14 protein-coding genes, 2 tRNA genes and 1 pseudogene are annotated in these 21,843 nt (G+C 72.6%); 15 read left to right on the top strand and 2 right to left on the bottom strand.

Annotated elements, in window-relative coordinates:
- The first annotated feature begins 109 nt into the window (after positions 1 to 109).
- The 8 genes from ACIQM4_RS12205 to ACIQM4_RS12240 all read left to right on the top strand — a co-directional run bounded on the left by ACIQM4_RS12205 (position 110) and on the right by ACIQM4_RS12240 (position 8,577).
- On the top strand, positions 110 to 1,267 hold the full coding sequence (locus tag ACIQM4_RS12205; protein WP_401590153.1) for an acyl-CoA dehydrogenase family protein: 1,158 nt from the start codon (positions 110 to 112) through the stop codon (positions 1,265 to 1,267).
- Positions 1,264 to 2,322 (top strand): bifunctional MaoC family dehydratase N-terminal/OB-fold nucleic acid binding domain-containing protein, encoded by a 1,059-nt coding sequence (locus ACIQM4_RS12210; protein ID WP_401589669.1) that lies wholly within the window; start codon positions 1,264 to 1,266, stop codon positions 2,320 to 2,322. Before ACIQM4_RS12205 ends, ACIQM4_RS12210 begins: the two co-directional genes overlap by 4 nt.
- A complete protein-coding gene (locus tag ACIQM4_RS12215; RefSeq protein ID WP_401589672.1) occupies positions 2,303 to 3,400 on the top strand; it encodes an acyl-CoA dehydrogenase family protein in 1,098 nt (365 codons plus the stop codon). Before ACIQM4_RS12210 ends, ACIQM4_RS12215 begins: the two co-directional genes overlap by 20 nt.
- A gap of 50 nt (positions 3,401 to 3,450) precedes the next feature.
- The gene (locus ACIQM4_RS12220; protein WP_401590155.1) at positions 3,451 to 3,864 is read left to right on the top strand and encodes a MaoC/PaaZ C-terminal domain-containing protein; all 414 of its coding nucleotides are present in this window, start codon (positions 3,451 to 3,453) and stop codon (positions 3,862 to 3,864) included.
- Positions 3,861 to 5,027, top strand: a complete 1,167-nt coding sequence (locus ACIQM4_RS12225) for a lipid-transfer protein (RefSeq protein ID WP_401589674.1) — start codon at positions 3,861 to 3,863, stop codon at positions 5,025 to 5,027. The genes ACIQM4_RS12220 and ACIQM4_RS12225 overlap by 4 nt, the downstream gene beginning before the upstream one ends.
- Positions 5,028 to 5,080: 53 nt before the next feature.
- Positions 5,081 to 5,965 (top strand): DUF1906 domain-containing protein, encoded by an 885-nt coding sequence (locus ACIQM4_RS12230; protein ID WP_401589677.1) that lies wholly within the window; start codon positions 5,081 to 5,083, stop codon positions 5,963 to 5,965.
- A gap of 209 nt (positions 5,966 to 6,174) precedes the next feature.
- Positions 6,175 to 6,777 (top strand): SigE family RNA polymerase sigma factor, encoded by a 603-nt coding sequence (locus ACIQM4_RS12235; RefSeq protein ID WP_401589680.1) that lies wholly within the window; start codon positions 6,175 to 6,177, stop codon positions 6,775 to 6,777.
- Positions 6,778 to 6,930: 153 nt separating this feature from the next.
- Positions 6,931 to 8,577 carry a long-chain fatty acid--CoA ligase gene (locus ACIQM4_RS12240; protein WP_401589682.1) on the top strand — a complete coding sequence of 549 codons (1,647 nt, stop codon included), beginning with the start codon at positions 6,931 to 6,933 and terminating at the stop codon, positions 8,575 to 8,577.
- Positions 8,578 to 8,739: 162 nt separating this feature from the next.
- Here the strand turns inward: ACIQM4_RS12240 and ACIQM4_RS12245 are convergent, their stop codons facing one another.
- Complete coding sequence (locus ACIQM4_RS12245) at positions 8,740 to 13,311, bottom strand: PAS domain-containing protein (protein ID WP_401589685.1); 4,572 nt, start codon at positions 13,309 to 13,311, stop codon at positions 8,740 to 8,742.
- Positions 13,312 to 13,860: 549 nt separating this feature from the next.
- On the opposite strand from ACIQM4_RS12245, the gene ACIQM4_RS12250 reads away from it, so the two are divergent.
- The 5 genes and pseudogenes from ACIQM4_RS12250 to ACIQM4_RS12270 all read left to right on the top strand — a co-directional run bounded on the left by ACIQM4_RS12250 (position 13,861) and on the right by ACIQM4_RS12270 (position 17,809).
- Positions 13,861 to 13,954: transfer RNA gene (locus ACIQM4_RS12250), tRNA-Ser, on the top strand.
- Positions 13,955 to 14,177: 223 nt separating this feature from the next.
- Positions 14,178 to 14,250 (top strand) — tRNA-Arg (locus tag ACIQM4_RS12255).
- Positions 14,251 to 14,391: 141 nt separating this feature from the next.
- On the top strand, positions 14,392 to 15,108 hold the full coding sequence (locus tag ACIQM4_RS12260; protein ID WP_401589688.1) for a chitinase: 717 nt from the start codon (positions 14,392 to 14,394) through the stop codon (positions 15,106 to 15,108).
- Positions 15,109 to 15,453: 345 nt separating this feature from the next.
- A pseudogene (locus tag ACIQM4_RS12265) lies at positions 15,454 to 16,128 on the top strand (DUF2797 domain-containing protein); the annotation flags it as partial.
- 796 nt (positions 16,129 to 16,924) lie between these two features.
- Positions 16,925 to 17,809, top strand: coding sequence for an amidohydrolase family protein (locus ACIQM4_RS12270; RefSeq protein WP_401589690.1), 885 nt, complete (start codon positions 16,925 to 16,927; stop codon positions 17,807 to 17,809).
- A gap of 50 nt (positions 17,810 to 17,859) precedes the next feature.
- On the opposite strand, the gene ACIQM4_RS12275 is transcribed toward ACIQM4_RS12270, so the two are convergent.
- Positions 17,860 to 18,750 (bottom strand): LLM class F420-dependent oxidoreductase, encoded by an 891-nt coding sequence (locus ACIQM4_RS12275; RefSeq protein WP_401589692.1) that lies wholly within the window; start codon positions 18,748 to 18,750, stop codon positions 17,860 to 17,862.
- A gap of 343 nt (positions 18,751 to 19,093) precedes the next feature.
- Here ACIQM4_RS12275 and ACIQM4_RS12280 point away from each other — a divergent pair, with 343 nt between their 5' ends.
- Positions 19,094 to 19,939, top strand: coding sequence for a response regulator transcription factor (locus tag ACIQM4_RS12280; RefSeq protein ID WP_401589695.1), 846 nt, complete (start codon positions 19,094 to 19,096; stop codon positions 19,937 to 19,939).
- 64 nt (positions 19,940 to 20,003) lie between these two features.
- Positions 20,004 to 21,833: a sensor histidine kinase gene (locus ACIQM4_RS12285; protein WP_401589697.1), complete on the top strand. Its 1,830-nt coding sequence runs from the start codon at positions 20,004 to 20,006 to the stop codon at positions 21,831 to 21,833.
- Positions 21,834 to 21,843: the final 10 nt, after the last annotated feature.

Here is a 21,843-nt window from a genome sequence, read left to right on the forward strand (position 1 = left end):
GGGTCCGTGCCGTTGACCTTGACAGGGTGCGTAGATCTGACGGACAGTCAGAAAGTGCTTCTTGTACGTGCCCTCTGAACGCCCGGACGACCCGCCGAAGGACACCGCCGTGCACCTCGCACCGACCGGGCGCCAGCAGCGGCTGCGCGCCGAACTCCGTTCCTACTTCCGTGACCTGATGCCGCAAGGGCCGCCCGTCGGACCGGCGGACCAGCGAGGGCTGCTGCGGCGGATGGGCGCCGACGGGCTGCTCGGCATCGGCTGGCCCGTCGAGTACGGCGGCCAAGGGCGCGGCGCCGACGAGCAGTTCGTCTTCTTCGACGAGGCCTACCGGGCGGGGGCCCCCGTTTCGATGGTCACCCTCAACACGGTCGGTCCGACCCTGATGAAGTACGGCACGAAGGAGCAGAAGGACTTCTTCCTGCCCCGGATCCTGCGCGGCGAGTGCGTGTTCGCCATCGGGTACAGCGAGCCGCAGGCCGGCACCGACCTGGCGGCGCTGCGCACCCGCGCCGTACGCGACGGCGACGACTGGCTGATCGACGGGCAGAAGGTCTTCACCAGCAACGCCCAGCACGCGGACTGGATCTGGCTCGCCTGCCGGAGCGATCCCGAGGCGCCGAAGCACCGGGGCATCTCGATCGTCCTGGTGCCGACGGACGCCCCCGGTTTCTCCTGGACGCCGATCGAGACGGTGGGCGGACTGACCACCACCGCCACGTACTACGACGGGATCCGGGTGCCCGCGGGGAACCTCGTGGGCGAGGAGAACGGCGGCTGGGGACTGATCACCAACCAGCTCAACCACGAGCGCGTGGCCCTCGCCGCGATCGGGATGCAGGCTGAGGACACGTTCGCCGAGGCGCTGGCCCATGCCCGCACCCCGGACCCCGACACCGGCGAAAGGCCTGGTGACAGGGCGTGGGTACGGGCGCGGCTGGCCGAGGCGCACGCCCGTCTGTCGATGGTGCGCCTGTTGAACTGGCGGCTGGTCGGGGACGTGGGGTCGGGGTCGCTGGCTCCCGGCGACGCGAGTGGCGTGAAGTTCGTGGGGACCGAGAGCGCGGTCACCGTGTACCAGATCTGCCAGGAGGTGGTGGGCGACGCGGGGTTGGTGAGAGCGGGGTCGCCCGGGGCGCTGGGGGACGGGCAGTTGGAACGGATGAACAGGGCGGCCCAGATCAACACCTTCGGGGGCGGGGTCAGCGAGGTGCAGCGGGAGATCGTCGCGACGATGCGGCTCGGGATGAGGAGGGGGACCCGGTGAAGGGAGGGTCGGTGGCCGGGGAGGGCGACGAGCTCCACGCGCGGCTGAGGAAGTACGAGGGCCGGCCGGCGGCCACCTCGGGGGTGGGGAAGGACCTGGTCAACGAGGCGATGATCAGGCACTGGTGCGAGGCGATGGGGGACGGCAACCCGGCGTACGCGGGGCCGGGCGCGAGAGCCCCTGCGACGATGCTCCAGGCCTGGACCATGGGCGGGCTGTCCGGGCACACCGACCGTACGTCCGCGCACGAGGAGCTGTTCGCCCTGCTCGACGGCGCCGGGTGCACCGCGGTGGTGGCGACGGACTGCGAGCAGGAGTACGTCAGGGACCTGCGGTGCGGGGACCGGGTGACCTTCGACGCGGTCATCGAGTCGGTGTCGCGGCGGAAGACGACGAAGCTGGGCAGCGGTTACTTCGTGACCACACGGATGGACGTGTACGGGGAGGGACAGCTCGCGGGCACCCACCGCTTCCGGATCCTCAAGTACGCACCGCACGGCAGGAAACGCGAGGAAGCGCCGCACAGCAGGGAACGCGAGGAAGCGCCGCACAGCAGGGAACGCGAGGAAGCGCCGCACGGCGAGGAGCGTACGGACGCGCATGTCCGCAACAAGGAGGAGGCCTCCGCGCGGCGCCCGCGGCCGGTGATCAATCGCGACAACGCCGGTTTCTGGGAGGGGATTTCCGCCCACCGGCTGCTCATCCAGCGGTGCGAGGGGTGCGGAGTGCTGCGGTTCCCCTGGCTGCCGGGGTGCAACGCGTGCGGGTCGGCGCGGTGGGACACCGTCGAGGCGAGTGGCGAGGGGACGGTCTTCTCGTACGTGGTGATGCACCACCCGGCGTTCCCGGCCTTCGAACCCCCGTACGCGGTGGCGCTCGTCGAGCTGGCGGAGGGTGTGCGGGTGATCAGCAACGTGGTCGGGGTGGAGTCAGGAGAGGTGCGGATCGGGCTGCCGGTGCGGCTGGAGTTCCGGCGCTACGACGCGGAGTTGGAGCTACCGGTGTTCCGGGCGGTCGAGGGCGGAGGGGGCACGGGTGGACTTCACACCGACTGAGGAGCAGCAGGCCGCGCGGGACCTGGCGGCGCGGATCTTCGGCGATCTGTCGACGCACGAGCGGCTGGTGGCGGCCGGTTCGGGCACGGACGCGGAGTTGTGGAAGCGGTTGTGCGAGGCGGGGCTGCTCGAAGCCGTCGAGCAGGTCGGTCTGTTGGGCCTGGTGCTGCTCCTGGAGGAGCAGGGACGGACCACTGCCCAGGTGCCTTTCGCGGCGACCGCGGTCTTCGGAGTACTCGCGTTGAGCGCGTACGGGACGGAAGAACAGCGGAAAACGATGCTTCCGGGCCTGCGAAACGGGTCCATGGTGGCCGTAGGTGCGTTTCCGGCCACCGGCGCGAGCCCCGTGCGGGTCGTTTCCGATGAGGACGCGAACCCCGTCCAGGTCCTTTCCGACGAGGAAACGCACGGGTGTGTGCTGTCCGGGACCGTGCCGGTGGTGCCCTGGCTGCGGGACGCCACCCATGTGGTCGTGCCGGACCGGGACCGGGCGCTGTGGATCGTACGGACGGGGGCGGAGGGAGTCGCCGTCGAACCGGTCGGAACCACGGCGCCGTGGTCGGTCGGCCGGCTCACGCTCACCGGTGCGCGGGGAGAACGGCTCGGCGGGCCGGGGCCCGAGGCGTACGGGCGGATCAGGGGTGCGGCCCGGATCGCCTTCGCCGGGCTGCAGGCGGGGGTGTGCGCGGGCTCGCTGGCGCGGGCCGTGGCGTACACCTCGCAGCGCGAGCAGTTCGGCCGGCCGCTGGCCACGAAACAGGGGGTCCAGCTGCGTGCCGCCGACGCCCACATGGACACCGAGGCGATCCGGGTCACCGCGTACGAGGCGGCCTGGCGGTACGACCGGGCCCTGCCGCACACGACGCACATGCTCACCGCGGCCTGGTGGGCCTCGGAGGCGGGGCGGCGGGTGGTGCACGCCGGACAGCATCTGCACGGGGGCGTAGGGGCCGACGTGGAGTACCCGGTGCACCGGTACTTCCTCTGGGGACGCCAGCTCGACGCGTACCTGGGCGGCGGCGGCCAGACGCTGGAGGAGCTCGGTGAGGTGCTGATGGCGGAGGGGACCGGGGCATGAGGACGGGCGAGGAGCTGCCGCAGCCGGAAGTGGGCGAGGAACCGCCGCGGCTGGAGTTGGGCGGGGAACTGCCGCCGCTGGAGATAGCGGTGACCCGCACCCTGATCGTGGCGGGGGCCGTGGCCTCGCGCGACTACCAGGACGTGCACCACGACGCCAAGGCCGCCCGCGACAAGGGGTCGCCGGACATCTTCATGAACATCCTGACGACGAACGGCCTGGTGGGCAGGTATGTGACGGACTGCGTCGGCCCCGATAAGCGGCTGTGTGCGGTACGGATCCGGCTCGGCGCCCCCAACTATCCGGGCGACACGATGGTGCTGCGGGGCACGGTCACGCGGGTGGACGAGGCGGCGGGCACGGCGGAGATCAGCGTGGTCGGTACCAACGGCATCGGCCGGCACGTCACCGGCACGGTGGGGGTCGGGCCCGCACCGGCGGGGGAGAGGGCGGGGTCCGAATGAGCATCCGCAGGGCGGACAATCTCGGCGGGAAGGCCGCCGTGGTGGGGATCGGCGCGACCGAGTTCTCCAAGGACTCGGGGCGCAGCGAACTGAAGCTCGCCGTGGAGGCGGTGCACGCGGCACTCGACGACGCCGGGCTCACCCCGGCCGACGTCGACGGCATGGTCACCTTCACGATGGACACCAGCCCGGAGATCACCGTCGCGCAGGCGGCCGGGATCGGTGAGCTGTCGTTCTTTTCCCGCGTCCACTACGGCGGCGGCGCCGCCTGCGCCACCGTGCAGCAGGCGGCGCTCGCCGTGGCGTCGGGGGTGGCCGAAGTGGTGGTCTGCTACCGGGCCTTCAACGAGCGGTCGGGGCGGCGGTTCGGTTCCGGGGTGCAGCGCAGGGAACCGTCGGCCGAAGGTGCGGCGCTCGGCTGGGCGCTGCCGTTCGGCCTGCTCACGCCCGCGTCGTGGGTGGCGATGGCGGCCCGGCGCTATCTGCACACGTACGGGCTGACTCCCGAGGCGTTCGGGCACGTCGCCGTCACCGGCCGTCGGCACGCGGCGCGCAATCCGGCCGCGTACTTCTACGAGAGGCCGATCACGCTCGCCGAGCACGCCGCCTCGCGGTGGATCGTCGAACCGCTGCGGCTGCTGGACTGCTGTCAGGAGACCGACGGCGGCCAGGCGATCGTGGTGACCGGGGTGGAGCGGGCCAGGGACCTCGCCCGGCCGCCCGCGGTGATCGTCGCCGCGGCGCAGGGTGCCGGGCGCGGGCAGGAGCAGATGACGAGCTTCTACCGCGACGGACTGGCCGGGCTGCCGGAGATGGGTGTGGTGGCGCGGCAGCTGTGGCAGACCTCAGGGCTGCGGCCCGACGAGATCGACGTGGGGATCCTCTACGACCACTTCTCGCCGTTCGTGCTGATGCAGCTGGAGGAGTTCGGGTTCTGCGGACCGGGTGAGGCTGCCGGGTTCGTCGCGGCGGACGCGCTGCCGCTCAACACGCACGGGGGACAGCTGGGCGAGGCGTACCTGCACGGGATGAACGGGATGGCGGAGGCGGTCCGGCAGGTGCGCGGCACCTCGGTCAACCAGGTGCCCGGAGCGGCCAGGACGCTGGTGACGGCGGGCACCGGGGTTCCCACATCCGGGTTGATCCTGGGCGCTGATTGCTGACAGGCCCGGCGTGAGTCGTGGACTCGGCGGCTGATTGCCCGTTAGATCACCTTATGTACCGATTCATTGGTTCTCCGTATGTACGTAAATTCGCGCCGGGGCGGCTGTTCGGTCTGACCGCGGTGGTGTTCGCCCTGCTCGCCACCCTGGTCCTGCCCGGCCCCGGTCCGGCCGCCGCGGCCCAGCCCGCAGCGGTGAAGCCGTACTCGGGCAAGCCCGTGCACTTCAACGGCTGGGCGTTCGACACCTGTGAAGCGCCCTCGCTCGCCACCATGACGGCCTGGCGCAGAGCCTCCCCGTACCGGGCCGTCGGCATCTACTTCGGCGGCCGGGCGCGCGGCTGCCCCCGGCAGAAGAACCTCAACAAGCAGTGGATCAAGTCGGTCGACCGGATGGGCTGGTTCCTGCTCCCGATCTACGTGGGCTCGCAGTCGCCCTGCGTGAAGCTGGCGCACAAGAGGGGACAGCTCATCGGCAGCAACCCGTGGGGGCAGGGCGCCGCCGAGGCGAGGGACGCCGTCACGCGGGCCAGATGGCACGGCATGATCCCCGGCAGCACCCTCTATCTCGACATGGAGGCGTACAACATCCGCAACCGCGCCTGCGCCGCCCGTACCCTCAGCTTCGTCCGCGCCTGGAACCGCGAGCTCCGCAAGTACCGCTACATCCCCGGTTACTACAGCAGCGCCGATTCCGGCATCCGGCACCTGGAGTGGGCCAGGCAGGCACGCATCGGCGACCTGCCGACGGTGCTGTGGTTCGCGCGCTGGGGAAGGAAGCCGTCGGTGGCGGCGGAGCCGTCCATCGCTCCACGGGCCTGGACGCCGCACCGTCGCATCCACCAGTACGCGGGCAACGTCAAGGAGACGCGGGGCGGCCACCGGCTGACCATCGACCGCAACCGGATCGACGCGCTGGTGGCCCGCACCTGGGAGTGAGCGTCCCCGGGCGGGTGCCCGAGAGCCGGAGGAGCCCGGGGAGCGGGAGGGGTCAGGTGCCGGACGGCCCCGGGTGCGACCCTGACGTTCCTCCTGCTCCCCTCCACCTTCAGGAGGTGGGGGGCGCCCCACCCCTACAACCTGAGGCGGACATGTCTTCGGGACCTGGGGCCGATCCCCGGGCCCGGTCCCGCTTCTAGCGTGGACACATGACCACGCCTGTCTGCACCAGCGCATCGAAGGCCGCCACCGGGCACGCCGGGCACGCCGTGAACCCGGGACGCACCGGGCACGCCTCCTCCTTCACCGGGTACCCGTCGTTCTCCAGCTATGTCCGGGCCCGCGGCCCGGTCCTGCTGCGCACCGCGCGCTCGCTGACGGCGAACCCGTGCGACGCCGAGGACCTGCTGCAGACCGCGCTGACCAAGACCTATGTCGCCTGGGAGCGCATCGAGGACCACCGGGCCCTGGACGGGTACGTGCGCCGGGCGCTGGTCAACACCCGCACCTCCCAGTGGCGCAAGCGCAAGGTCGACGAGTTCGCCTGTGAGGAGCTGCCCGAGCCGCCCGCGGGCTCGGGCGCCCCCGCCGCCGACCCCGCCGAGCAGCAGGTGCTGCACGACGCGATGTGGCGTGCGGTGATGAAGCTCCCCGACCGGCAGCGCGCGATGGTCGTCCTCAGGTACTACGAGGACCTGAGCGAGGTGCAGACCGCCGAGGTCCTCGGCGTCTCGGTGGGCACCGTCAAGAGCGCCGTCTCCCGCGCGCTCGGCAAGCTCCGGGAGGATCCGGAGCTGACGCCGGTTCGCTGACCGGGCACGACTCCGGGTTTTTACCTGCCTTTTGGTTACTCCCAGGTAGTGACATACCGCCGGGTACGCGCGCAGAATCGGCCAGACACGCACGCACGTACCGGCGATGACCGGTGCCGTGTGCCAACATCGCGCGCCCACCGGGAGGACGCCGTGCTCAGCACCATGCAGGACGTATCGCTGACCGTGACCCGCATCCTGCAGCACGGGATGACCATCCATGCGAAGTCGCAGGTCACGACCTGGACGGGCGAGGCGGAACCGGAGCGCCGCACGTTCGCCGAAATCGGTGACCGGGCCGTCCGCCTCGCGAACGCCCTGCGCGACGAACTCGACGTGGTGGGCGACCAGCGGGTCGCCACCCTCATGTGGAACAACAGTGAGCATGTCGAGGCGTACTTCGCGATCCCCTCCATGGGCGCCGTGCTGCACACCCTCAACCTGCGGCTCCCCGCCGAGCAGTTGATCTGGATCGTCAACCACGCCGCCGACCGCGTGATCATCGCCAACGGCAGCCTCCTCCCGCTCCTCGCCCCGCTCCTGCCGCACCTGCCCAGCGTCGAGCACGTGGTGGTGGCCGGCGCCGGTGACCGCTCGCTGCTGGACGGCTGCACACCGCGCGTCCACGAGTACGAGGAGCTGATCGCGGGGCGACCCTCGACGTTCGACTGGCCCGACATCGACGAACGCTCGGCCGCCGCGCTCTGCTACACCTCCGGCACCACCGGCGACCCCAAGGGCGTCGCGTACTCCCACCGCTCCATCTACCTGCACTCCCTGCAGGTCAACCTCGCCGAGTCGATGGGACTCACCGACAAGGACACCACCCTGGTCGTGGTGCCGCAGTTCCACGTGAACGCCTGGGGGCTGCCGCACGCCACGTTCATGACGGGCATCAACATGCTGATGCCCGACCGCTTCCTTCAGCCCGCACCGCTCGCCGAGATGATCGAGCGCGAGCGCCCCACGCACGCCGCCGCCGTGCCCACCATCTGGCAGGGTCTGCTCGCCGAGGTGACCGCCAACCCGCGCGACCTCAGCTCGATGGCTCAGGTCACCATCGGCGGCGCGGCCTGCCCGCCCGCCCTCATGGAGGCGTACGACCGCCTCGGCGTGCGGCTTTGCCACGCCTGGGGCATGACGGAGACGTCACCGCTCGGCACCATGGCCCACCCGCCGACCGGCCTCACCGCCGAGCAGGAATGGCCCTACCGCATCACCCAGGGCCGGCTGCCGGCGAGCGTCGAGGCCCGGCTGAGCGGCCCGGCCGGCGAAGTGCTGCCGTGGGACGGCCGGGCGGCCGGCGAGCTGGAGGTGCGCGGCCCCTGGATCGCCGGGTCGTACTACGGCGGCGCGGGCGGCGAGAACTTCCGTCCCGACGACAAGTTCAGCGAGGACGGCTGGCTCAAGACCGGTGACGTCGGTGTGATCAGCGCGGACGGCTACCTCACCCTGACCGACCGGGCCAAGGACGTCATCAAGTCCGGTGGCGAGTGGATCTCCAGCGTCGACCTGGAGAACGCGCTGATGGCCCACCCGGACGTCGCCGAGGCGGCGGTCGTGGCCGTCCCGGACGACAGGTGGGGCGAGCGCCCGCTGGCCACCGTCGTGCTCAAGGAGGGCGCCACCGCCTCGTACGCGGATCTGCGTGACTTCCTCGCGCAGAGCGTCGCCAAGTGGCAACTGCCGGAGCGCTGGGCACTGGTCGCGTCGGTGCCGAAGACGAGCGTCGGCAAGTTCGACAAGAAGGTGATCCGCAAGAGCTACGCGGACGGCGAGCTGGACGTCTCGCAGCTCTGAGCACGGAAGCGGGCCCGGGAGTGTTTCACGTGAAACACCCCCGGGCCCGCCCATGTTTCACGTGAAACACCGCGACCGCCGGTCAGTTGGCGGTGCTGCCAGTGGTGCCGCAGTGATGCTGCCGCCAGTGGTGCTGCCGCCAGTGGTGCTGCCGGTGCCGCGTCAGTTGGTGCCGATCTTCGCCAGCAGGTCGACGATCCGGCTCTGCACCTCGGTACTGGTGGAGCGCTCCGCGAGGAAGAGCACCGTCTCGCCCGAGGACAGCGGGGGCAGCTGTGCCTGGTCCAGCCCCGCGGAGGTGTAGACGACCAGCGGAGTGCGGTTCAACTGCCCGTTGGCACGCAGCCAGTCGACGATGCCCGCCCGCCGCCGGCGTACCAGCATCAGGTCCATGACGACCAGGTTCGGCCGCATCTGGGTGGCGAGGCTGACCGCCTCGGTGTCCGTCGCGGCGCGCGCGACCTGCATGCCACGCCGCTCCAGGGTGGCGGTCAGGGCGAGCGCGATCTCCTCGTGCTCCTCGATCAGCAGGACCCGCGGCGGGTGCTGCTCGCTGTCCCGCGGGGCGAGCGCCTTGAGCAGCACCGCCGGGTCCGCGCCGTACGCCGCCTCCCGGGTCGCCTGTCCCAGGCCGGCCGTGACCAGCACCGGAACCTCGGCCGCCACGGCCGCCTGACGCAGCGACTGGAGCGCGGTCCGAGTGATCGGCCCGGTCAGCGGGTCCACGAACAGTGCGGCGGGGAACGCGGCGATCTGCGCGTCGACCTCTTCGCGGGAGTGCACGATCACCGGCCGGTAGCCGCGGTCACCGAGGGCCTGCTCGGTGGAGGCGTCCGGCGCGGGCCACACCAGCAGCCTGCGCGGATTGTCCAGCGGCTCCGGGGGCAGCTCGTCGTCCACGGGCTGCGGGACCGGCCGGTTGGACACCTCGACGGCGCCACCGGGGCCGTCCAGCGGCTGGGGGCCCTCGCTGCCCTCGTCGGGGGCGCCTATGGCGTACGCGCGGCCCTCGGAGGCCGTCGGGATGAGCTGCGGGGCGTCCGGTCCTGTGGACACGGTGCCGGTGGGAGCGCCGTCGCCCGCGCCGTTCTCGTACGCGCCGGGCTGCGGGCCCTCGGCGTCCTGCGCGTGGCCGCCCTGCGGGTGCGGGCGGGCGGAAGGCTCGGCCGAAGGAGCGAGCGCTGCCGCCGCCGGGCGCTCCGACTCGGAGGGCGTGGCGAGCCGACGACGGCGGCCCGATCCCAGCGTCTGGTTCTGCTGCTGCGCGATCTGCTGGGCGAAGGGCATGCCCTGCCCGAGCGTACGCACGCTGAAGGCGCGCCCCTGGGTCGAGTGCGTCGACTCGGCGGGCAGGGGCAGCGGTTGAGCCTGGGACGGGTTGTGCGGCTGCGGCAGGGGCAGCGGCCGGGGCTCCGGGTTGGCCACGTCAGCGGCGGGCGTGGGCCAGCCGCCGTGCGCAGTCTGCTCGCCGGGCGCCTGGGCGGACGCGTCACCTGCGCGGCCCGGCGCACGGTCCGCGTCGGCGGGCGGCAGGGCGAACGGGCTGCGTGCGCTCTCCGCCTCCGCCGCGGCCGGAGCGGTGGCCAGTGCGCGGCGGGCGCGGCGGCCTCCGGAGGTACCGCTGCCGGTGGCGGCCTGGCCCTGGCCCGGTCCGTGGGCGGGGCCGCCCTGCGCCGACGCGCGGGCGTGGCCCGGGTACTGCGCGGCGCCCGCGGCGGCGAACACCTGACCGTGCCCGGAGGTGTCGTCGGCGGAGGGGGCGCCGTTGCCCGCGGGGTCCGTGTCGTTGCCGCCGGGCCCGGGAACGTTTCCGGTGCCGGGCATGGCGGAGGCCTCGGCGCCCGGCGGTCGCAGGCCGTAGGGGGCCTCGGCCTGACCCGGCCCGGCCGTCCGTCCTGCTTCACCTGCCTGGCCGCTGCCCGGTCCCGGTGCGGGCGCACTCACGGGACCGGCAGGGCCGGACGTCGTCCCTGCCGACGGGCCGGCCTGTCCGCCCTGGACCGGCTGCCCCGGCCGGCCGTCGTGGCCCGCCTGTCCTGCCGGATCCGTCCGGTCTGCCGCACGGGCCCGGTCCGCACGGGCCTGGTCCATCTGCGCTTGGTCCGTCCGTGCCTGGTCCGTCCGGTCCGAGGTACGGCCCGCGGGCGGCAGCGCGGGCATCGCCCCGCCGTCACGACGCCCTGACGGAGCCTGCGACCCCTCGGGCTGCGCGGCAGATGCGTGCGCGTGAGCGCCCTGCGGGCCGAGGCCCTGAGCGGAAACACCTTGAGTGCCGAGGCCTTGTGGGGAAACACCCTGAGTGCCGAGGCCTTGCGGGGGAACGCCCTGGCCCCGGTGGGCTCCCGGGCCCTGCGGAACGCCCTGCGGGGGAACCACTCCGTGCGGGTCGACGCCCTGCTGGCCCGAACCCTGGTGGCCGGAGCCCTGTTGGGGGGCGCCCTGCTGGCCGGCGCCCTGCTGGGGCACTCCCTGCGGGGGAACTGCCTTCCCCAGTGCAGCCCGACCGGCCGCACCCTCTCCAGCCGTGACCACGGAGCCTTCGGACGGACCGTCGGACGACCTCGTGGGGCCGGGCAGGGCCAGGGCCTGGCCGGGCTGCCGGCCGTCACCGGCTCGGCCGGCACCACCCGTACCCGCGGCTTCGCCGGACCCGGTGCCGTTCGCTGCGCCCGGTGCCGACGGCGACGGCGTGCCGTCCGTGCCGCCCGGACCCTCGGCAGGGCTCGGCCGGCCGCGCCTGCGACCCGTACCGCCGCCCGCACCGCCGGAACCCTCGCCCGTGCCCTGGGCCGGGATCAGTTCCTGCGGCTGTTCGTCGGCGGGCCCGCGGCGCGCACGCCGACGACCGCTCGGAACCTGCGCGGCGGCAGCCTCGGCGAGCGCACCCGGGCTCGCCTCGACCCCACCGCCGTTCGCGTCGAGGAACGCGTCGGTCGAGGACCGCCTGGCCCGCCGTCCGCCACCCTGCTGGGCGGGCAGCGCGGCGGTCGGCCCGTGGCCTTCCGCGGCCCCGTGACCGGCCATGTCCCCGGCGCCGTCCGTGCTCCCGGCACCGTCCGCGACCTCGGCCGGCGGGTTCTCGGCGGAGGGCGTCCCGGCGGCCGGTACGGAGGGGGCGGCAGGAGCCGTGGCTCCCGCGCCCGCGCCCAACGGCACCTCCAGCACGTACGCGCTGCCGCTCATGCCGGGCACCTCGTGCGTCTGGAGGACCCCGCCGTGCGCCGCGACGATGCCGCGCACGATCGGCTCGTGCACCGGATCGCCGCCCGCGTACGGCCCGCGCACCTCGAAGCGCACGACCTCGCCGCGCTGCGCGGCGGCCACCACGATCGTCGAGTCGACGTACCCGCCGCCTGCTGCTGCGGCCGGAGCCTTGCCGGTCGAGTCCACGCCCGCCACGTCCGCGACCAGGTGGGCGAGAGCGGTCGCCAGCCGGCCGCCGTCCACCTCGGCCTCGATCGGCGGTGCGTGCACGGCGAACTGGGCGCGGCCAGGACCGATCAGCTCGACCGCCCCCTCGACGGCGGCCGCCACGATCCCGTCCACCGACACGTTCGCCTTGACCAGGGGTTCGGTCCCGGCGGCCAGCCGTTGGAAGCCCAGCACGTTGTCGACGAGGGTCGTCATCCGGGCGTACCCGGCGGCCAGGTGGTGCAGCACCTGGTTGGCCTCGGGCCACAGCTGTCCCGCCGGATCGGAGGCCAGCGTGCCCAGCTCGCCCCTGAGCTCCTCCAGCGGTCCGCGCAGCGACCCGCCCAGCACGGCGCTCAACTGGGCGTGCTGCCCCGCAAGTTCCTCGTACCGCTCCTGGCCGAGCGCGACCTCGGCGTCGTACCGCTCGCGCGTCGAGGCGAGCTCCTCGGCGTGCAGGGCGGTCAGCTGCTCCAGTTCCTCGGCGTGCTGGACGGCCTGTTCCTCGTACGCGCGGCGGTCGGTGAACGTCATCACCGCACCGACCAGCTGCTCCCCGTCCCGCACCGGGGCGGTCGTCAGGTCGACGGGCACCTGCTTGCCGTTCTTCGCCCACAGCACCTGCCCGCGCACCCGGTGCTTGCGCCCGGACTTCAGGGTGTCGGCGAGCGGCGACTCGTCGTACGGGAACGGTGTCCCGTCCGCACGCGAGTGCACGGCGAGCGTGTGCAGCTCCTTGCCGCCCAGGTCGCTGGCCCGGAAGCCGAGGATCTGCGCGGCGGCGGGGTTCGCGAGGACGATCCGGCCGTCGTTGTCGGTACCCACCACGCCCTCGGACGCGGCGCGCAGGATCATCTCGGTCTGCCGCTGCGAACGGGCCAGCTCGGCCTCGGTGTCGACGGTCCCCGACAGGTCCCGTACGACGAGCATCAACAGCTCGTCACCGGTCAGCGAGGTGGAGCCGGGATGCCGCTCGACGGTGAACGCGTCCCTGCCGTCCTCCAGGTTCGCGCTGGTCACCTCGACGGGGAACTCGCTCCCGTCGGTGCGCCTTGCGATCATCCGGGTCGGCTTGGTGCGTCCCAGCGCGTCGGCGTTGTCGGGCCGGCGCATCGAACCCGGGATCAGCTTGGAGTCGAACTCGGGCAGCAGGTCGAGCAGCCCGCGCCCGACCAGGGCGGTGCCCGGGGTCTCGAAGGTCTCCAGGGCGATGGTGTTGGCGTTGACGACGGTTCCGTTGCAATTGACGAGCAGCAGCCCGTCCGGAAGAGCGTCGAGTATCGCTGCGAGGCGAGCAGCGCCTCGGAATGGCCTGCTGCTCACAACGACGGTTCCTCCCTGAATTACTGCACTTGTCCAGGCGATCATGCCCGGTTGGCGACCCTCCGCCGGCCCCAATTTTTCCCCTCGGGACGCGCGTTGTCACTGCAAGGAGTCTAAAGGCTGGGAATACGGGCGTGACGGCGGATGAGGGGAGCGACTGTGGAGCTGTGCCTGCCCACGAGGTGGATCTTTACGCCGGGCGGGCCGGGATCATCGGCGCGGCGCGGCGCGGCGCGGCGCGGTGTGGCGTCGCGTCACAGGTTGCCGGTGCGCGGGCCCTCCTGACTGTGGCGCCGACGAACGGGCTGGCCGCCCTCCGGCCGCGGGGCCGACGGGCAGGCCCTCCGGCCGAGGCGCCGATGGACAGGGTGGGCGGTGCGGGCGGTGCGGGCCGTACGGGCGGGGCGGGCGCGCGCGGAAGTGCTTTGCCCTGGTGCCCGCTCGACCGGTACCGTGGGCCGCGATTGGTGACACCGCGCGATGCTGTGCCATCATTTGCATCGCACCTACCCGTGATCGCGCAGGCGATTGCGTTACGTGGGTCGTGTTGGAGGCGTCGCCTAGTCCGGTCTATGGCGCCGCACTGCTAATGCGGTTTGGGTCTTAAAGCCCATCGAGGGTTCAAATCCCTCCGCCTCCGCCAGCACATCGAAGCCCCGGTCCACCAGGACCGGGGCTTCGTTCGTTCCGTGCTGCCGTAGGTCTGCCGCAGGTCTGCCGCGGGCCGACGCGCCCGTCACTCGTCCGGGTGTCCGTGCAGCTCAGGCCGGGTGTGCGCAATGGATTTCGCATGACGGCGCAGGTCATGTAATGTTCTTCTTGCAACGCCGACGGGGCGGAAAAACGGCCCGGAAGCACAGCGACAAGCACTCGTAGCTTAACGGATAGAGCATCTGACTACGGATCAGAAGGTTGCAGGTTCGAATCCTGCCGAGTGCACAGCGAGAGAAGCCCCCCGGACATCGTCCGGGGGGCTTCTTCGTGTCATGCCCCTTCTCCGAAATTGGCATGTACCGCACAATGGTCTGGACCTTCGCTCTCCCCCCACTGTTCGAGGAGTGATGAATCGATGTCCAGGCGATGCGTGCGGGCCGGACTGGCCTGGTTGCTGGCGCTGTGCGGTGTGGTGTTCGTGGCGGGGCCGGGCAGGCGGCGGCCGTGGACCGGGAGCGGCCGCACCGGGGGTTCGTCGTCGGGGAGGCGCAGTTCGAGCGGATGTTCCCGCAGCGGAACTCGTTCTTCACGTACGAGGGACTTGTCGAGGCGGCCGAGGCGTTCCCGGCGTTCGCCAGGACGGGTGACCGGGAGACGCGGAAGCGGGAGGCGGCGGCCTTCCTGGCCAACGTCAGCCACGAGACGGGCGGGCTGTTCTACGTGGTCGCCCAGAACACGGAGACGTATCCGATCTTCTGCGACGAGACCCAGCCGTACGGGTGCCCGGCCGGGCACGACGCCTACTACGGGCGCGGCGCGATCATGCTGAGCTGGAACTTCAACTACAAGGCGGCGGGCGACGCGCTGGGCATCGACCTGCTGAACAACCCGTGGCTGGTGGAACGGGATCCCAAGGTCGCCTGGATGACCGCGCTTTGGTACTGGAACACCCAGCGGGGCATGGGCGAGTACACCGGGCACGAGGCCATGGTGCGGGGGAAGGGCTTCGGGGAGACGATCCGCAGCCTGAACGGGCCCGAGTGTGACGGTGGGAAACCGGAGCAGGTGGCGCACCGCGTGGGGTTGTACCGGGAGTTCGTACGCCTTCTGAACGCGCGGCCGGGGCGCGGCGTGAGCTGCTGACGAGAGGCGGCCGGGAGTGCTCCGGCGGGGCCGGCTGTGCTTCGGCGGGGGCCGGGTGGGCTTCGGGGGAGGCAGGTGGGTTGGCCTCGAAGCGTTGTCAGTGGTGCGGGACACACTGGAGGCATGGAGAGGCAGTGGCGTAGCGCGGGGGTGAGCTGGGCGGGCGGCGTGCCCGGCCTGCGGTGGGAGCCGGGGACGCTCTCCGGCGGGGTGGGCGCCGGTGCCGGCCGGGCCGCGTCGGGGCCCGGGGCCGGGAGCGGCACGGGCGCCGGGAGAGGGAGCGGTACCGGGGCCGGGGGCCGTGCCGGGGCGGGATCCGGGCCCGTCAGTCCGTTGTCGTACGGGATGGTGGAGGGCCGGGTCTCGTACGGGCGGGAGATCGGTTTCCGGGTGGTCGGGGAGCGGCGGTGCGTGGGGGTACGGGGGAATCCGTGCCCCCACGCGGCGGCGATGGCGGGGCGGGCCACGCAGGCGCAGTGCGCGGACTGCGCGCGGCTGGACCGGTCGCGGTCGGTGGCGGCCGACACGATGGCCGACGACCCGCGTCCGTACGCGGTCTACCTGGCGTGGTTCGGGCCGGGGATGGTGAAGGTCGGGATCACCCGCGAGGACAGGGGCCCGGCGCGACTGCTGGAGCAGGGGGCGGTGGCGTTCAGCTGGCTGGGGCGGGGGCCGCTGATGTCGGCGCGGCGGTGCGAGGAGTTGCTGCGGGCGGGGCTCGGGGTGCCGGACCGCATCCCGTACGCGAGGAAGCGAGGCGTGCGGGCCGCGCTGCCGGGGCCGGCGGACCGGGCGGCGGAGGTCCGGGAGCTGCACGCGCGGGCGGTGGGGCTGACGGGGTGGCCGGAGGCGCTGGCGGCGGCGGAGTGCGAAGTGGTCGATCACGCGGACGTGTTCGGGCTTTCGGGGCTGCCGGAGGCGGCGGGCGTGGTGAGTGAGCTGGTGAGCGGGGGGAGTGTGGCGGGCCGGGTGGTGGCTGTGGCGGGTCCGGATCTGCATGTGGAGGTCGGGGGCGCGTCGCGATCTGGTGCGGCGGTCGCGGGCGCCGCTGCTGGGAGCACATCTGCTGGGGGCACCTCTGCCGGAGGCACTACTGCTGCGGGTACGTCGGTCGCGGGGAGCTTTGGGGGCACGCCTGGTGCGGGCGCGTTGGTCGCGGGCGTCACCGGGGGCATGCCTGGTGCGGGCGCGTCGGTCGCGGGGACGACTGGGGGCATGCCTGGTGCGGGCACGTCGGAGGTCGTGGTGGTGGACAGCCGGCTGTTGGCGGGGTGGGGGTTGGCGAAGGGGGACGTGGGGGATGGCCTGACGGTGCCGGTGAAGTGGACGGTGAGGGAGCCGGAAGTGGGGGTGCAGGAGGGGTTGTTCTGAGGCAGCCGCTGCGGCCGTGTTTGCTGAGCGTGTGGTGGCGGGTGGGGCCGCGGGTGGCGTTGGGGTGTCGATCGGTGGGGCCGCGGGTGACGCTGCGGGGTGTCGCTCGGTGCTGCCGCCGGTGACGCTGGGGGTGTCCCCGGTGCCGCCGCCTGTGCCGCTGCGGGAGGCACCGCCGCGGGTGCTGCCGGCGGGTGGGCTGCGGGTGCGGCTCGGTGTTGCCGGCGGGTCCGCTGGGGGTGCGGGCCGGTGTTGTCGGCGGTGACGCTGGGATGGGTACCCGGTGACGCCCCCTGTGACGCTGCGGGAGGTACCGCCGGGGCCGGTGCTGCCGGCGGGTCCGCTGCGGGTGCGGCCCGGTGCCGCCGTGCCTGTGACGCCGCCGGAGGTGGGTGGGGTCCGTCTGTGTCTTTTTCGAGGCGTGGTCCGCACGTAGCGTGCCGGCATGACGACGAGTGCGGATGAGGCAGCGGAAGTAAGGGCCTTCTGGGGGCGGCTGGGGCTTCCGGGGCTGGTGGATGTGCATACCCACTTCATGCCCGAGCGCGTGCTGGACAAGGTGTGGGCCTACTTCGACGCCGTGGGGCCGATGACCGGGGTCGAGTGGCCGATCACGTACCGGTTCGAGGAGGAGCGGCGGGTCGCGCTGCTCCGGGAGTTCGGGGTTCTCGGGTTCACGTCGATGATCTATCCGCACAAACCGGGGATGGCGGAGTGGCTGAACGGGTGGGGGGAGGAGTTCGCGGCTCGGGAGGCCAGGTGCTTGCGGACGGGGACCTTCTATCCGGAGCCGGGTGTCGAGGCGTATGTGCGGCGGGCCGTGGAAGGCGGGGCCCGGATCTTCAAGTCGCATCTCCAGGTGGGGGCCTACGACCCCAACGACCCCCTGCTGGAGCCGGTCTGGGGAATGCTGGCGGAGGCCGGTGTTCCGGTGGTGATGCACTGCGGGTCGGGGCCGCAGCCGGGCAGGTTCACCGGGCCCGCCCCCGTGGGGGAACTGCTCGCCCACCATCCCCGGCTGCGGCTGATCGTGGCGCACATGGGGATGCCGGAGTACGCGGAGTTCATGGCGCTCGCGGAGAAGTACGAGGAGGTGCGGCTCGACACCACGATGTCGTTCACGGACTTCAGCGAGCGGATGGCACCCTTCCCGCCGGGTGAGTTGGGGCGGCTGCGCGACCTGGGGGACAGGGTGCTGCTGGGAAGCGACTTCCCCAACATCCCGTACGGGTACCTGCACCAGCTGGAGTCGCTGGAGCGGCTCCAGCTGGGCGAGGAGTGGCTGCGGGCGGTCTGTTACGGGAACGGGGCGCGGTTGTTCGGGGTGTGAGGGGCGGCCGGGCGGTGGGGCCTCCGGGAGCGGGACCTGTCAGAGGTCGGTCACAGGAGTGCCTTGGCCAGTGCTCGCCATTCGGCGCGCGGGAGGGCCGCGTGCCTGTCGTCCGCCGTCAGGGCCTGCAGGGCCAGGTGGTCGGCGCCCGCCGCGTAGAACTCCTCCGCCTTCGCCCGTACCCGGTCCGCGTCGCCCAGGGCGAAGAGGGTGTCGAGGAGACGGTCGCTGCCGTTGTTCTCGAAGTCGGCCTCGGTGAAGCCGAGGCGGAGGAGGTTGTTGGAGTAGTTGGGCAGCCCCAGGTAGAAGCCGAGCATCGTACGGGCGACCGTGCGGGCCCGGTCCAGGTCCGCGTCGAGGACCACCGTGAGCTCCGGGGCGAGGAAGGCGTCCGGGCCGAGCGCCGCGCGTGCCTGCGCCGTGTGCTCCGGCGAGACGAGGTACGGGTGCGCGCCCGCCGCGCGGGAGGCGGCCAGCTCCAGCATCTTCGGGCCGAGGGCCGCCAGGATCCTGCGCTCGGCGGGAAGCGCGTCCGGGGCGGCGTCGAGGGCGTCCAGGTAGGCGACCATCGCCGAGTAGGGCCGGGTGTACTGCGGGGCCATCGCGTCGTGGCTCACGCCGAGGCCGAGCAGGAAGCGGCCTGGGTAGCGGGCCTCGAAGTCGGCGATCTGTGCGGCGACCGACTCGGCCGGGTGGTCCCAGATGCTGAGGATGCCCGTCGCGACCTTGATCCGGCTCGTGGCGTCGAGGAGCGGAGCGACGTCGTCCAGGGACGGGCTGCCCCCCGACCACACCGTGCCGTAACCGAGGTCTTCCAACTCGGTCACCGCGTCGGTCAGTTCGAGGCGGCCCTCTGGGGTGGTGGGGCGGAGCGCCCCGCTCCAGATGCCGAGGCGGCCGAAGGAGTGGGCAGTACGGGAGGCGGGTGAGTCGGAGGTCATGTGGGGGCAACGGGAAGGTGCGTGGGGCTATTCCACGGGGTCAGGGGTTCTGCGGGGTCAGGGGTTCTGCGGGGTCAGGGGTTCTGCGGGGCCATGGGTTCTGCGGGGCCATGGGTTCCACAGGGCCATGGGTTCCACAGGGCCATGGGTTGTGCGGGTTCTGCGGGTTCCAGGGGTTCCGCGGGTTCCACAGGTCCCACAGGTCCCACAGGTCCCACAGGTTTCACGGAGGTGAGACCGGAAGTCCTCGCGGGCCGGTCGCGCCTCGGTGGTGCCTTCGCTTCTCAGCAGATTCACAGGGATGGACAAGGGGGCTCTCACCGGTCGCGATCAGGGTGGCCCCATGAGGACAGCGAACGCACCCCGGACGGGCGGGACCTACCGCGGCGCCGACAGCCCCAGCCCCAGTCACAGCCTGGGCCATGCCCCCACCCACACCCACACCCACACCCCCAGCCCCGGCATCAGCACCGGTTCCCGCGGCGGTGCGGGCGGTGGTGAGGTGCGGGTGCTGGTCGTGGACGACGAGGCCTCGCTCGCCGAGTTGCTGTGCATGGCCCTTCGGTACGAGGGCTGGCAGACCAGGAGTGCGGGGGACGGCGCCACCGCGGTGCGTACCGCGCGTGACTTCCGGCCGGATGCCGTCGTACTGGACGTGATGCTGCCGGACATGGACGGGCTGGCCGTGCTGCGGAAGGTACGGGCGGACCTGCCCGAGGTACCGGTGCTGTTCCTGACGGCACGGGACGCCGTGGAGGACCGGATTGCCGGACTCACGGCGGGCGGCGACGACTACGTGACCAAACCGTTCAGCCTGGAGGAGGTCGTCGCGCGGCTGCGCGGGCTGATCCGGCGGACCGGGGGGCGCGGCCTGACCGCCAGGCCCGGATCCGAGCTGGTGGTGGGGGACCTCCGGCTCGACGAGGACAGCCACGAGGTGTGGCGCGGCGAGGACGAGGTGCGGCTCACCGCGACCGAGTTCGAACTGCTGAGGTTTCTGATGCGCAATCCGAAGCGGGTGCTCAGCAAGGCGCAGATCCTCGACCGGGTGTGGAACTACGACTTCGGGGGCCAGGCCAACGTCGTCGAGCTGTACATCTCGTACCTGAGGAAGAAGATCGATGCCGGGCGCACGCCGATGATTCACACGCGGCGCGGGGCCGGGTACCTGATCAAACCGGGTGGGTGACGGGGTGCGGGGGGCGAGCCCCGGGGGCCGGCCGTTCGCCCGGCGCGGCGGGCGGAAGCTGTCGTTGCGGGCCCGGCTCGTGGTGTCCTGCGTCGCGCTGATCGCGGTGGTCGCGGCGGTGATCGGGGTGGTGACGTCGGTCGCCCTGCACTCCTACCTGGAGCACCAGGTCGACGAGCAGTTGAGCGCGGCGCTGGCGCGTGAGCACGGGCGGGGGCTGCAGTTCGTGGCCGCGCCGGGTCATCCGTTGAAGACCGTCGGGCTGCGGGGCGGCGCGGGGGCCCGGAGCGTGGACGCCGCCGGGGCGCGCCCCGAGGCTCACCTGGCGCGGCTCGACACCGCCCAGGTGAAGGCGTTGCAGGGGGTGCCGCGGGACGGCGAGCCGCACACGGTGACGGTGCCGGGACTCGGGGACTACCGCGTGGTCGCGCGGAACGGGGGCACGGGCGGCCAGGGGCCGGGGAGCGGGCCGGTGCCGGGGGTGGTTCCGGAGCCGGGAGGGGTGTACGGATCGGGCGGGGACGGGAGCGCGTCTGCTGGGAACGACCAAGCCGGCGAAGGTCAGGCTGGCGAAGGTCAGGCCGGAGGAGACCAGGCCGGGAGTGACCAGGCCCAGAGTGGTCAGGTGGTGCTCGGGTTCCCGCTGGCGGAGGCGCAAGGGACCGTACGGACGCTCGTCGTGGTGGTGGTGTGCGTGACGCTCGCCGCGCTGCTCGCCGCAGGGCTCGCGGGGAACGCGCTGGTGGGTGCCGCGCTGCGACCGCTGCGCCGGATCGCGGCGACCGCGACCCGGGTGTCCGAACTGTCGCTGGACCGGGGCGAGGTGGCGCTCCACGAACGGGTGCCGCAGGCGCAGGCGGATCCCCGTACCGAGGTCGGCCAGGTCGGGGCGGCGCTCAACCGGATGCTCGGGCACGTCGGTTCGGCGTTGGTGGCGCGGCAGGAGAGCGAGACGCGGGTACGGCGCTTCGTCGCCGACGCGAGCCATGAGCTGCGGACACCGCTCGCCTCCATACGGGGGTACGCGGAGCTGACGCGCAGGAGCCGGGAGGCGGTGGCGGCCGGGCCCGACACCCGGCACGCGCTCGGGCGGATCGAGTCGGAGGCGACGCGGATGACGGGGTTGGTGGAGGACCTGTTGCTGCTGGCGCGGCTGGACGCGGGGGTCGAGGGCGGGGGCTCCGCGGCCGGAGCGTCGCTCTCGCTGGAGAGCACTGATCTCGTACCGCTGGTTGTGGACGCGGTGAGCGATGCGCGGGCCGCGGGGCAGGACCATGTGTGGCGGCTGGAGCTGCCGGACGAACCCGTTCTCGTACGGGGAGATCCGGCGCGGCTCCAACAGGTACTGGTCAACCTGCTGGGCAACGCGCGCACGCACACGCCGGCGGGGACCCGGGTCACGGCGCGGGTGCGGGGGGTGCCGGCGGCCGGGCCAGCAGGTGCCCGGGGCGCGGGGGCTGCGCGCGGCGCTCCGGACGAGGTCCTGGTGGAGGTACGGGACGACGGGCCGGGAGTCGCTCCGGAGTTGCTGGGCCGGGTGTTCGAGCGGTTCGCGCGGGGGGATGTGTCGCGGACGAGGCTGGGTCGGGGGGCGGGGGTTGCGGTGGGGGTTTCGGCGGGGCCGGGGAATTTGCCGGCGTCCGCGTCCGTATCGACAGCTGCGTCCGCATCGGCATCCGCGTCAACATCCGTATCCGCAGCCGCAGCCGCAGCCGCAGCCGCAGCCGCAGCCGCATCCGCATCCGCACCCGCATCCGCGGCCGCATCCTCGTCCGCCTCGACGGGGCTGGGGTTGGCGATCGTTCGGGCGGTGGTGGAGGCGCACGGGGGGCGGGTGGGGGTGGAGAGTGTGCCAGGGTGCACGGTGTTCTCGGTGTGGTTGCCGGGGGAGTGAGGCGGCGGGT

The sequence above is a fragment of the Streptomyces sp. NPDC091272 genome (assembly GCF_044757485.1).
In the GTDB taxonomy this organism is placed as follows: Bacteria; Actinomycetota; Actinomycetes; order Streptomycetales; family Streptomycetaceae; genus Streptomyces.